The 11,812-nt window shown below is 62.2% G+C and carries 11 protein-coding genes; 7 read left to right on the top strand and 4 right to left on the bottom strand.

From position 1 onward, the window contains the following. Positions 1–239: 239 nt before the first annotated feature. The gene (locus tag VHD36_15160; protein HVU88658.1) at positions 240–917 is read right to left on the bottom strand and encodes a PrsW family glutamic-type intramembrane protease; all 678 of its coding nucleotides are present in this window, start codon (positions 915–917) and stop codon (positions 240–242) included. 1,090 nt (positions 918–2,007) lie between these two features. Between VHD36_15160 and rpmB the strand changes: the two genes are divergently transcribed. From rpmB to gatB, 4 genes are all read left to right on the top strand, one after another. Continuing rightward, complete coding sequence (rpmB, locus tag VHD36_15155; protein ID HVU88657.1) at positions 2,008–2,343, top strand: 50S ribosomal protein L28; 336 nt, start codon at positions 2,008–2,010, stop codon at positions 2,341–2,343. Positions 2,344–2,498: 155 nt separating this feature from the next. Further along, the gene (gene gatC, locus VHD36_15150; protein HVU88656.1) at positions 2,499–2,789 is read left to right on the top strand and encodes an Asp-tRNA(Asn)/Glu-tRNA(Gln) amidotransferase subunit GatC; all 291 of its coding nucleotides are present in this window, start codon (positions 2,499–2,501) and stop codon (positions 2,787–2,789) included. A gap of 32 nt (positions 2,790–2,821) precedes the next feature. Then, the gene (gene gatA / locus VHD36_15145) at positions 2,822–4,363 is read left to right on the top strand and encodes an Asp-tRNA(Asn)/Glu-tRNA(Gln) amidotransferase subunit GatA (GenBank protein ID HVU88655.1); all 1,542 of its coding nucleotides are present in this window, start codon (positions 2,822–2,824) and stop codon (positions 4,361–4,363) included. Further along, a complete protein-coding gene (gene gatB / locus VHD36_15140; protein HVU88654.1) occupies positions 4,360–5,835 on the top strand; it encodes an Asp-tRNA(Asn)/Glu-tRNA(Gln) amidotransferase subunit GatB in 1,476 nt (491 codons plus the stop codon). Before gatA ends, gatB begins: the two co-directional genes overlap by 4 nt. A gap of 160 nt (positions 5,836–5,995) precedes the next feature. Here the strand turns inward: gatB and VHD36_15135 are convergent, their stop codons facing one another. From VHD36_15135 to larB, 3 genes are all read right to left on the bottom strand, one after another. Beyond that, on the bottom strand, positions 5,996–6,601 hold the full coding sequence (locus VHD36_15135; protein ID HVU88653.1) for a Uma2 family endonuclease: 606 nt from the start codon (positions 6,599–6,601) through the stop codon (positions 5,996–5,998). Positions 6,602–6,666: 65 nt separating this feature from the next. Next, positions 6,667–7,554 carry an NAD(P)H-hydrate dehydratase gene (locus VHD36_15130; GenBank protein HVU88652.1) on the bottom strand — a complete coding sequence of 296 codons (888 nt, stop codon included), beginning with the start codon at positions 7,552–7,554 and terminating at the stop codon, positions 6,667–6,669. Positions 7,555–7,568: 14 nt separating this feature from the next. Next, on the bottom strand, positions 7,569–8,372 hold the full coding sequence (gene larB, locus VHD36_15125; GenBank protein HVU88651.1) for a nickel pincer cofactor biosynthesis protein LarB: 804 nt from the start codon (positions 8,370–8,372) through the stop codon (positions 7,569–7,571). A gap of 227 nt (positions 8,373–8,599) precedes the next feature. On the opposite strand from larB, the gene VHD36_15120 reads away from it, so the two are divergent. The 3 genes from VHD36_15120 to accC all read left to right on the top strand — a co-directional run bounded on the left by VHD36_15120 (position 8,600) and on the right by accC (position 11,724). After that, positions 8,600–9,691, top strand: coding sequence for a Xaa-Pro peptidase family protein (locus tag VHD36_15120; protein HVU88650.1), 1,092 nt, complete (start codon positions 8,600–8,602; stop codon positions 9,689–9,691). A gap of 162 nt (positions 9,692–9,853) precedes the next feature. Then, entirely contained in the window at positions 9,854–10,342 is a 489-nt protein-coding gene (accB, locus tag VHD36_15115) for an acetyl-CoA carboxylase biotin carboxyl carrier protein (GenBank protein HVU88649.1), read from the top strand. A 38-nt stretch (positions 10,343–10,380) separates the two neighbouring features. Then, a complete protein-coding gene (gene accC, locus VHD36_15110) occupies positions 10,381–11,724 on the top strand; it encodes an acetyl-CoA carboxylase biotin carboxylase subunit (protein HVU88648.1) in 1,344 nt (447 codons plus the stop codon). Positions 11,725–11,812: the final 88 nt, after the last annotated feature.

The following is an 11,812-nucleotide window of genomic DNA, read 5'->3' as shown; positions in this document are numbered from 1 at the left end:
GAAATACTTGAAACCCTGCAACTTCCCCGCAACCACCGCCGGCGTCGACCTCCGTGTCATTGCAAGCCCTCCCTCGGTTGAGATGGCTTCAACAAATAACACACCCACCCATGGCGCAAAAAGCGTGCCGAACAGTATTGGGAGAGGGTTAGGGTGAGGGTATTCAAGGCCGAAGCCCACCGCCGATCCCCTCACCCCGGCCCTCTCCCGAAAAGGAGAGCGGGTTTGCGGCGCGCGAGTTATTGCGCGTACACACGATTCGCACCACGAGGTTCGGGCGATTCGTGGTGGTGCCGTGTGTATTCAACGAGCACGGTCAGGAAGACGAAGCTGGCCACCGCTGTGACCAAGGCCCAAAGGTCCATGTCCTTTTTCAACATGGTGTCGTACAAGCCGTGCAGCACCATGGGAATGGCCAGCACCATGAGTACTTCGAAAACAAGATCGGGCCAGTCCGAATCGGATTGAAAATCGCTGGCTTTGTTCCAGATTAATAGCGCGACCGACGCCGACCAGACGGCGTGCAGTGCCACGCAAGAAACGTAGCGAATCACGTAAATCTCGCCCGATTGGATGCCGTTGTAATAGCGCGAGGAATACATAATCCCCTCGGCCACGCCAAATCCGACGCCACTGGCCAGGCCCCACATCACGGCCGCGCGCCAGGTGAACTTGCTTTCACTGCGTGCCGGCGCGGGAGTTGCGGCCGCCGTTTGTCTCGATGCAGGCGCCGGCGCCCGTCGCGGCGCGGGATCGGCCAACGAGTAGCCGTCATTCGCGACGGCAGCCTTTTGCGGCGCAGGCGTGGGTACCGTCATCACGGCCTGGCAGCCGGAACAGCGAGCACGCTTACCGGCCGCGATGTCAGGCGCGGAAAGAACCTTCGCGCATTGCGGACACACGACCCGAATTGCCATCGCCTGCCCCGCTCATCGAATACGCGTGGATGCCTCGTCATCGGTGACCGCTCGAAGAGATCGACTTAGTTTATTTCAGACGCAGCGCGGCACCAAACTTTTTCGTGCAACCATTCGGGGGAGGTGGGTTTTCACAGGGTCAGCGCCCCGTCCAGTCGAGATATGCATTTGTGGCAACATGAACCGCAGAAACGACTATCACATTACTCTAGTCCGTCTCCTCTGCTGCCTGTGTCCCGGATTTGCCAGCAGGTTGGCCGCTCAATTGCTGAGCTTCACGGAATGGCTCCCGGATTTTGACGCACAAAACTTCGCTGAGCGGAATCTTTTCATCAGCGAGGACTAGTGTCGATTCCTTAACTCCAACTACCCGCGCCCTCACGTTTACCTGACGTCGATAGCGCTCTCCGCCACGAAGCATTCTTACGTCCGCATCCGTTTTGGCAGTTCGTGGAAACTCGCTTTCGATGGCATGGACAGGGATATCCGTCTTTCGGCGTGCGATGACCGTAGCTGCGTCACGTGGAATCCAAGTACAAAAAACTACGTTGTGTGGTAGATGTCCTGTACCAAGCACAATCCATTTCTCGTTTGCTTTGTAGAGCACGCCCTTGAAAGACAAATGAGTCGGTCCATTCTGCGAATTAATTTGGTACCAGTCGCCTACGACTAGCTCTTCGGGCTGTCGCTTCAAGACGTAAGAGCGGGCGTCGTCGTCACCCGTCCCAACGCTTGCCACAGATAGGAACAAGGTGCAAGCGATACAAAGGCGAACTGGCATGAATCACCTCGGATCGAAGTCGCCCATCGCAAAACGCATCCCCGACTTTATCACTGATCGGCGAACATGACAGCCGCGGGTGGCCTCGCCACTTTTTCGCCCCTCGCACCTTGTGCATTTGAGCTGAACGGGCTTCCGCCAGGGGAACGTCAGGTCGGACCTGCTGCAGGAGATACCGGTCCTGCCAACGTCTCAAGCGGGCGTCCGCCTCCACCTTTGCACCCGGGCCGCGACTGGGTATACTCCTGGATTCACCAATCCGGACATAACTGTCGCTACAAAATAGCTTTGCGCTGGGAGGACAGGGCCATGGCCCGTACGTGCGAAATCTGCGGCAAAGGCCCGCAGCTGGGAAATCAGGTCACGATTCGCGGTAAGGCCAAGTACCTGGGGGGCGTCGGTACCAAGATCACCGGCATCACGCGCCGCCAGTTCAAGCCCAACCTGCAGAGCGTCCGCGTCACGATGAAGGGGCAGAACAAGACCATGTTGGTCTGCACCCAATGCCTGCGCAGCGGCGCCGTGACCAAGCGGATCGAAGCGGCCCCTTTCCGCCTGCCAGCCGACGCCACGGCGAAGGAAAAGGAAAAAGCCAAATCCAAGGCCAAGGCGCCGGCAAAATCCGCAGCGAAGGCCGGCAAATAACCCCGACCGCGCTCGGCCAAGGGTCTTCCGACCGTCAAGCGTGCTCTCGCCCTCCCGGTGAACCTCGTGGGGGCAACACCGTGTCTGCTACTTAGTGGCTTTCGGCATCCCTGGTTCGGCGTTTGATCCACCGTTCATTACGGCGTTCGATTTGTATGCCGCTCACGCGCGAACAGGTTGAAAAGGTCTCCCTGCTGGCCCGGCTGCGTCTTTCGGAAGACGAGCTGGCGACCATGACGGCGCAACTGGGCGCGATCGTCGGTTACATCGAGCAGTTGGCCGAGCTCGATACAGAATCCGTCCAGCCGATGGCTCATGCCGTCGAATTGCACAATGTCTTTCGGGCCGATGAAGTAAAGCCCAGTGTCGACCGGGCCGAAATGCTCGCCGGCGCACCGAACGCTGACGGCGAATGCTACCTTGTGCCCGCGGTCCTGGGCGACTGAATCTTCGGCACCTGGCGCGAGAGTTCCGGCTCATGTCGCTCATCGAACAATCCGCCAAACAGTCGCTTGCTCAAATGGCCGCCGGCGAGCTCTCGGCGGTCGACCTGACCGAGGCCTATCTGGCCCAAATCGCGGCCCACGATGCGAAGGTGGGCGCCTTCTTGCGCGTCGACGCCGACAGAGCGCGGGCCAAAGCGCGCGACGTCGACGAGCGGCGTTCGCGCGGCGAGGCACTCGGCCCACTCGCCGGCCTGCCGGTGGCCGTGAAGGACATCCTGTGCAGCCGGGGCGAGGTGGTGACCTGTGCCTCGCGCATCCTGGAGCATTTCCGGGCGCCGTACGACTCGACGGTCATCGCCAAGCTCAAGGCGGCCGACGCGGTGTTGATCGGCCGCACGAATCTCGACGAATTCGCCATGGGGGGCTCGACCGAAAACTCGGCCTTCCACGTCACGCACAACCCTTGGGACTTGTCGTGTTTCGCCGGCGGATCGAGCGGCGGATCGGCGGCGAGCGTCGCGGCGCGGATGACCCCCTTGGCCATCGGCACTGATACGGGCGGATCGATTCGCCAGCCGGCCGGCCTGTGCGGCGTCACGGGCTTGAAGCCCACGTATGGCCATGTGAGCCGGTACGGGGTGGTCGCCTTCGCCAGCAGCCTTGATCAGGTCGGTCCCATGGCACGCTCGGCCGAGGACGTTGCGCTACTGCTCGAGACCATCGCCGGGCATGATCCGCTCGACTCGACATCGGTCACCGCGCCGGTGCCGCCGTACAGCCAATGGATCGGCCAGCCGCTCGAGGGCCTCTCGATCGGGCTGGTGCGCGAACATTTCGGCCCGGGCCTCGACGAAGAAGTACACGCGGCAGTCCGGGAGGCGGTTAAGGTCTACGAATCACTCGGCGCAAAGGTCAAAGAGGTCTCGCTCCCGCACAGCAAGTACGCGGTGGCCACGTATTACATCATCGCGCCCAGCGAGGCCAGCAGCAACCTGGCACGCTACGACGGCGCGCACTACGGCTATCGGACCAACGAACAAGAAATGCTGGCCGAGTTGGACGGCGAACGCAAAACATTCGAGGCCGCCGGCGACAAGCGGGCCGCCCAGCAGCTCGACACGGCCCTGGTGCGCATGTACCGGCGCAGCCGCTCGGAGGGTTTCGGCGCCGAAGTGAAGCGCCGCATCATGCTGGGCACCTATGCCCTGTCGGCCGGCTACTACGACGCGTACTATTTGAAAGCCCTCAAGGTGCGCCGCCTGATCCGGCAGGATTTCGACAAGGCATTTGAAGACGTCGACCTGATCGTCGGGCCGGCCACGGCAGCGCCGGGCTACAAAATCGGCGAACGGGCTGACGACCCCTTGGCGATGTACTTGCTCGACTTGTACACCGTCAGCGCCAACCTGGCCGGCATCGGCGGCATTGTCTTCCCGTGCGGTTTCAGCAAAGCCGGCTTGCCCATCGGTTTGCAATTGCAGGCTCCGCCCTTCGAGGAGGATCGCTTGCTGCGTGCGGCTCACATGTTCCAGCAGGCCACCGATTGGCATACGCGGAGGCCGGCGCTAACGTGAACGAAACTCCCTATACGATCGTCATCGGCCTGGAAGTCCACGTGCAGTTGGCCACCCAAAGCAAGCTGTTTTGCGGTTGCAGCACGCGCTTTGGCGCCGCGCCCAATACGCAGACTTGCCCCATCTGCACCGGCATGCCGGGGACGCTGCCGGTGATGAACCGCCGCGCGTTCGAGCTGGCGCTGCGCACCGCCGTGGCGCTGAACTGTGAGATCGCGCCCTTTACCAAGTGGGATCGTAAGCAGTACTACTACCCCGACCTGCCCAAGGGGTACCAGATCAGCCAGTACGATCTTCCCTTTAGCGCCAACGGCTATGTCGAAATCAGCGACGCCAAGGGACGCTTTGCGCCGAAACGGGTCGGCATCATCCGCGCGCATCTCGAAGAGGACGCCGGCAAGAGCATGCACGACGAAAAGGCAGGCGAGGCCGACAGCCGCATCGATCTGAACCGCGCCGGCACGCCACTTCTGGAAATCGTGTCCCAGCCTGATATGCGCTCGCCGGCCGAGGCCAAGGCGTATCTCGAAGAGCTGAAGCTGCTCCTGGTTTACCTGGGCGTGTCGGACTGCAACATGCAGGAAGGGAGCCTGCGGGTCGACGCCAACGTCAACCTGCACCTGGTTGGCGAGAAGGGGGAAAAGATCGCCACCCCGATCGTCGAAATCAAGAACATGAACAGCTTCCGCGCGGTCGAACGGGCCCTCGCTTACGAGGCCGCGCGGCAGTACGACGTATGGCGGGAGACTGGACAGCGCATCGGCGACGTGCCGAAGCAGACGCGCGGCTGGGACGATACGGCGAACGTCACGCACGGCCAGCGGCACAAAGAGGAATCGAGCGACTATCGCTACTTCCCCGATCCCGATCTGGTGCCCGTCACGGTAAAGCCCGAGGAGGTCGAGCTCATTCGCGGCGAATTGGGCGAACTGCCTGCGCAGACGCGCAGCCGTTTGGAAAACACGTACGGCATCAGCGCCTACGACAGCGACGTGATCGTGAACCAGGGGCGCGAACTGGTCAGCTATTTTGTCGACGTAGCCGACACCGCCGGCGACGGCAAGATGGCCAGCAACTGGGTACAGCAAGACGTGTTGCGGCTGCTCAAGGAGCTAGGCACCGACGTCGAGCATTTTCCGGTGCGCCCCTGGGCTTTGGCCGATCTGCTCAAGAAGATCAAAGCCGGCGAGGTCGATACCACGCGCGGCCGCGAAGTCTTCGCGCTCATGGTCTCTGCGGGCAAATCGCTCGATGAGGCGATGAAAGAGCTGGGCATCGAAAAGGTCGACGAGTCGGCGCTCGTCGAACTGTGCAAGCAGCTGGTGGCCAATAATCCCAAGCTGGTCGCCGACGTGAAGGCCGGCAAAATGCAAGCCGCCGGCGCCTTCGTCGGTCAGGCCAAAAAAGCCAATCCGAATGTCAATCCAGCCCGGGTGCGCGAGATCTGCCTGGAACTGATCGCGGCAGGGTAGTCGGTCGTAGAGCAATTCAATCGCCGCCAACATTCACGGCGACGATTCGGAGATATGTCCCCTCCACTTGCACGTAGCCGACCGCGCGAGGGCGCATTTGAACGTCGGACGAACTGCCAAATGGTCCCGGCGGTGCGCGTAGACGTCGTATAACGGCACCTTACGGACCGACGGAATCCGCCGCAGTAAACACGGCGGCACAATCAACCTCGAGGCCAGGCAGCGCGGTCGAGGCATACTTCTCTGGCGGACGAATTCGCCGTTCTGCCCATTGATCGCCTTCGCGCGTGAGGACCATGAACTCCCGACGTTCGGCGTCGAAAATCCAATACTCTTGAACGCCGGCTCGCAAATATTCTTCGCGCTTCTCGACGTAGTCGCGCTCTTCGCCGCGCGGCGATACGACTTCGATCACGAGTTCCGGAATCCAACGCAACCAGTGATTGGGGCCGCTGGGCGGTGGCGTTTTGTAAACCGCAATGTCGGGATGCCGCTCGGATTCGAGTGATGCGATCAGTAGCTTGCAATCGCTTCCCGAGGCGATGCCGTAGATGGCGCTTGGATTGGCAATTTCGTACACGGCCAACTGCCGGCGAATGACGTTGACTTGGGCGAAATGCTTCAACCCCGGCACGTTCATCATGACAATGATTCCCCGGCCCAATTCGTAGAGCGCGCCGTTCTGGGTGTCGGCATTTTCGAACTCGGCTAGCGTCATGCGCCGTCCGTTGTCGGCCGGAGTGATCATCGTGGCCGTCTTTTGCATGATTGCTGCACCTCTAAAAAGCTGCTGCCCGATCTACTCAACTATCGGTCCCTCCCGCCGAATCGTCAATCAGACACTTCTCGAAACGCCGCCGGCAGGAAGCGAATAAGGTCACTTGCGATCAGTGATACTTCGCCCAACTCGGCCGCGGCCAGGTCGCCGGCCAGGCCGTGTACGTGTACGCCCAGTCGGGCCGCGTCAAACGGGCTCAGCTTTTGCCCGAGCAGCGCCGTGATGATGCCGGTCAGCACGTCGCCACTGCCGCCGGTGGCCATGCCGGGATTGCCGGTCTTGTTGTGAACGCTCTGCCGTCCGTCGGTTACCAGCGTGCGATGCCCCTTCAGGACAACGACGGCGTGAATCTCTTGCGCGAACTCGATGGCTTGCAACTCTTGCACGCTGCGTTCGGCAATCTTCGGCGCTTGCACCAGCCGGGCAAACTCACCTGGATGAGGCGTCAGCACGCGCGGGCCGCCGGGGCGACGTAACACATCCGGTTGGGCCGCGAGCGCATTCAAGGCGTCGGCATCGAATACGGCCGGCTGCTCGACCGTCGTATAGAGCCATGCCACCAGCTCGTCGAGGTCGGACGAACGCGACAAGCCCGGCCCGCATGCCACGACGGTCGCGGCCGAGGGCTTTGTCAGTTCCGTAAGCCTGGCGCGCGCCGCACCGGCAATGCGCCCTTCGGCGTCGCACGCCAAGGGGGACGTCATCAGCGACGGCTCATAAGCCGCGATCGTATCGAGGCAAGAGTCAGCGACCGCCAGCCGCACCAGGCCCGCGCCACTGCGTGCGGCTGCCGTACCGGCGAGCCCCGCGGCGCCCGCCATGCCGCGCGAGCCGCCGATCAACAGCACGCGGCCGTAATCACCTTTGTTGCTATCGGCCGACCGCTTCGCCAGTCGTGGCAAAGTTGAGGACGCATCCTTGGTCGAGCGCGGGTCGTTCATGAAACGAGATCCGATTACCTGCTTAAGTCGCCGCGATCCGAGGAGCTACGGTTCCGCGCCGCATTGCGCGCGATCAGCCCCGCGACGTAAGCCCCTTTGAAGCCCGCGTCGATATTCACAACCGTGACGTTCGAAGCGCAACTGTTGAGCATGCTGAGCAGGGCCGCGATACCACCGAGATTTGCGCCGTAGCCGACACTGGTCGGCACGCCGATCACGGGGCAATCGACGTGGCCACCAACGACGCTTGGAAGTGCCCCTTCCATACCGGCGATGACGACGACCGCGTCCGAACCGAGAATCTGCGGCAATCGCGCCGGCAGTCGATGCGGTCCGGCGACGCCCACATCCTGCACAAAGCTTACTTCGGCCCCCATCCACAAGGCCGTCTCGCGGGCCTCTTCGGCGACGGGCAGATCACTGGTGCCGGCGGTGATGATCGCCACGCGGCCGCGTGGCAGGGTTTCGGCGGCGCCGCCAGCATCGAGCGGAATACGGAAAACCCGCCCGATCGCGTTGTAACGACCGCCGGGAAAGCGGTGCAATAGCTGCGGCGCAAATTCGGCCGGGATGCGCGTGGCCAGGACGTCGATGCCTTCGCTGCGCAGGCGATCGAAGATCCGTTCCAGCGATTCGAGTGACTTCCCCTGGCCGAACACGACTTCGGGAAAGCCGCAGCGGCGATGCCGATCCAAATCGAGCTGCGCATCACCGACGTCGGCGATCGCCCCTTGGGACAAGCGGCGCACGAAGTCGGCCACCGACAGGCCACCGCTGAGCAGCGCTTGGGCCAGATTCGTGAGGTCGGATGCGTCCATAGGATTCATGGTAACGAGCCGGGATGTCGCTGGCGAGCGGCCGCGAATCAGCCACGATTCGGGACGAATTCGGGGCGGCCGACACCTCGTCCAGGGCGGTTTGGCGGCGCCAACTGAGGTTGTCAAGACGCTGTTCAACTGATAGCACATTAGCACCACGGCAGAGTCAAACTCCCTTTGAAAAAATGCATGTCGGCAGGCGCCACAGGCCTGTCTGACCCGCCACGATGAGCCGCCACGAAACGCGTCGCAATCAGCTCCGCAAACTCCTCCGTGCCGCTGGCGCCGATTCGCTCCTGGTCACGAATTTCACGAACGTGACCTATCTGACCGGGTTCACCGGCGACGACAGCTACCTGCTGGTCGGGCCGAAGGACACGATTCTGGTCAGCGACCCGCGCTATACGACGCAGCTCGAAGAAGAATGCCCCGATATCACGATCAGCATCCGGCCCCCCGGCAAGAGCATGCTCGACGGCGTGGCCGAGGCGGTGCGTGCGGCCAAGGTATCGAACCTGGCGATCGAGGCCGACGCCATGACGGTCGGGCTTCACGCCCAACTGGAAGCGAAGCTGCCAAAAAACAAGCTCGTGCCCGCCGCCGGACTGGTCGAAGAGCTGCGCGTCGTCAAGGACAAACAAGAGATCGAAGAGATCGAGCTCGCGGCCCGCTACGCGGAAAAAGGGTTCGCCATCCTGCGGGCGACGTTGCGTCCTGATCGGACCGAAAAAGAGGTGGCGGCCGACCTGGAATACCAGATGCGTCTGCTGGGGGCGAACGGCTGCAGCTTCCCGCCGATCATCGCCGTGGGGGCCCGCGCGGCGCTACCGCACGCGCGGCCGACGGATCAAAAAATCGGTGCCGGGGACTTCGTTTTGGTCGACTGGGGCGCCACGGCGCGGCACTACAAAAGCGACTTGACGAGGGTATTGGTCACCGGTAAGATTTCGCCCAAACTTGAACGCGTGTATAACGTTGTGCTCAAAGCACAGCTCCAGGCAATCGCGGCGATCAAGCCCGGCCTCACGGGGCGCGAGGTCGATGCGGTAGCTCGTGGCATCATTGCCGACGCCGGTTTCGCACGGCACTTTGGACATGGTCTAGGGCACGGGCTGGGCCTCGACATTCACGAGGCGCCGCGATTGGCAGCCGCTGCCGAGCAGGTTCTCAAGCCCGGCATGGTCGTCACGGTGGAGCCCGGCATTTACCTGCCAGGCTGGGGTGGCGTGCGGATCGAGGATGATATCCTCGTCACCAAGACCGGCGGCGAAGTGCTGACCAATGTGCCCAAGAAGCTGGAAGAGTCGATCGTTCAATAAGCGGGAATGGGCAATACGGGAAAGGGAGTGTCGGGGTGCATTGCGACTCCTGCGGAGACGCCGCCCTGCGACTGTTAACAGTTCTGATGCCCGTCGGAGACCTCGGGCGTGCGAAAACAACCTGCCAAGCGCGCTGCGCCGCGTGTATCACGGAGACATGGCATGTCCGACTCTGCGTCCGACGGCGGCGATGTATTTGACCTGAAGAAGTTGCGCCAGTTGGTCGTATTGATGAACGAGCATGACCTGGGCGAAGTCGATCTTCGCCAGGGGCCGATGCGGATTCGCTTGCGAAAGAAAGCCGAATTGGCCGCCGTTCCGGTGGAAGTTCGTCCCGCCGCCGGAGCCGCTCCGACAGCGTCAGGCAGTCGACCCGCGGCGCCCGCGGCGCCGCCGAGCGACGAGCATCTGGTGTTGATCAAAAGTCCCATCGTCGGCACGTTCTACGCGGCCCCCAGCCCCGATGCTCCGGCGTTCGTCAAGGTCGGAGACCACGTCGGCAAGGAAACCACCGTGTGCATCATCGAGGCCATGAAGGTCTTTAACCCCATCCAGGCCGAAACGTCCGGACAGATCGTGTCGGTGCTGGTCGAATCGGGCGCGCCCGTGGAATTCGGCCAACCCCTGTTCAAAGTCGACCCGCGCCAGTAACGCCGGACGCCAAAAGGCTGTAAGCGGGTGATCGCTCCATGTTCAAACGAATTCTAGTCGCCAATCGCGGTGAAATTGCGCTGCGCGTGATTCGCGCCTGCCGCGAGTTGGGCGTGGAGACCGTGGCCATCTACAGCGAAGCTGATCGCGGCGCGCAGTACCTCGAGTTGGCCGACGAAGCCTATTGCGTCGGTCCGGCCAAGGCCAGCGAAAGCTATCTGAAGATCGACCGTGTGATCAGCGCTGCCGAGATCGGCAACGTGCAAGCCATTCATCCCGGCTACGGCTTTTTGTCCGAAAACGCCCACTTCAACGAAGTCTGCCGCAGCTGCAACATCGATTTTATCGGTCCCGGCTTCGAGGCCATGCGCCGGCTGGGGGACAAGAACGAAGCCCGCAAGTTAGCCCGCGCCGCTGGCGTCCCCTGTGTTCCCGGCAGCGACGGGCTGATCACCAACGAGCGCGAAGCTACGGAGATCGCGCATCAGATCGGCTTCCCCATATTGATCAAGGCCTCGGCCGGCGGCGGGGGTCGTGGCATGCGCGTGGCCGCCAACGACCTGGTGCTGAAAAGCGCGATCCAACAAGCGCAGGCCGAAGCCCAGGCGGCCTTCGGCAACTCGGCCATCTACATTGAAAAATACATCGAGCTGCCGCGGCACATCGAAGTGCAGATCATCGCCGATCATCATGGCAATGTGTGCCACCTGTGGGAACGCGATTGCACGATGCAGCGCCGGCATCAAAAGGTGATCGAGGAGAGCCCCGCCGCCCACCTCGACCCCGAGGTGCGGCATGCCCTGTGCAATGCGGCGGTGTCGCTGGTAAAAACTGCCGACTACACGAACGCGGGCACGGTCGAGTTCATTGTCGATCGGCACGGCAACTTTTATTTCATCGAAGTCAACGCCCGCATCCAGGTCGAGCATCCCGTCACGGAGATGGTGACCGGCATCGACCTGATCAAGACGCAGCTGCGCGTGGCGGCCGGCGAACCGCTCCCCTTCAAGCAAGAGGAGATCAAAACGGCGGGCGTGGCGCTGGAATGCCGAATCAATGCCGAGGATCCGCAGCATGGTTTCCAGCCGTCGCCGGGCCGGATCGAGAAGATCATGGTGCCAGGCGGACCCGGGGTGCGGTTCGATTCCCATGCCTATCCCGGATACGTCGTTTCGCCCTATTATGATTCCATGATCGGCAAGCTGCTGGTACACCGGCCGACCCGCGCCGAAGCGATTCGCGCGATGCAAACCGCCCTCGGCGAATTGCGCATCGAAGGCATCAAAACCACGATCCCACGCCAATTGGAAATCTTGCGGCACGCCGCGTTTGCCGCCGGCACCGTAGATACGAAATTCATCGAGAGAACCTGGCCTGGCTGAACCGCCAAACGATTCCCGCGAACGTTCGTCGGCACGAGGGGGAGGGGTGTCTGACGAAATCCGGGCGGAACTATTCTCTCGATTCGCG

This window comes from Pirellulales bacterium, from assembly GCA_035546535.1.
In the GTDB taxonomy this organism is placed as follows: Bacteria; Planctomycetota; Planctomycetia; order Pirellulales; family JACPPG01; genus JACPPG01.
Note: the sequence above shows the minus strand (reverse complement) of the source record. Positions and strands in the feature narration are given on the sequence as shown.

Excerpts from the sequence above, each read along its gene's own strand:
- VHD36_15160 (HVU88658.1), bottom strand. The coding sequence starts at position 917 with ATGGCAATTCGGGTCGTGTGTCCGCAATGCGCGAAGGTTCTTTCCGCG.
- rpmB (HVU88657.1), top strand. The coding sequence starts at position 2,008 with ATGGCCCGTACGTGCGAAATCTGCGGCAAAGGCCCGCAGCTGGGAAAT.
- gatC (HVU88656.1), top strand. The coding sequence starts at position 2,499 with ATGCCGCTCACGCGCGAACAGGTTGAAAAGGTCTCCCTGCTGGCCCGG.
- gatA (HVU88655.1), top strand. The coding sequence starts at position 2,822 with ATGTCGCTCATCGAACAATCCGCCAAACAGTCGCTTGCTCAAATGGCC.
- VHD36_15135 (HVU88653.1), bottom strand. The coding sequence starts at position 6,601 with ATGCAAAAGACGGCCACGATGATCACTCCGGCCGACAACGGACGGCGC.
- VHD36_15130 (HVU88652.1), bottom strand. The coding sequence starts at position 7,554 with ATGAACGACCCGCGCTCGACCAAGGATGCGTCCTCAACTTTGCCACGA.
- larB (HVU88651.1), bottom strand. The coding sequence starts at position 8,372 with ATGGACGCATCCGACCTCACGAATCTGGCCCAAGCGCTGCTCAGCGGT.
- VHD36_15120 (HVU88650.1), top strand. The coding sequence starts at position 8,600 with ATGAGCCGCCACGAAACGCGTCGCAATCAGCTCCGCAAACTCCTCCGT.
- accB (HVU88649.1), top strand. The coding sequence starts at position 9,854 with ATGTCCGACTCTGCGTCCGACGGCGGCGATGTATTTGACCTGAAGAAG.
- accC (HVU88648.1), top strand. The coding sequence starts at position 10,381 with ATGTTCAAACGAATTCTAGTCGCCAATCGCGGTGAAATTGCGCTGCGC.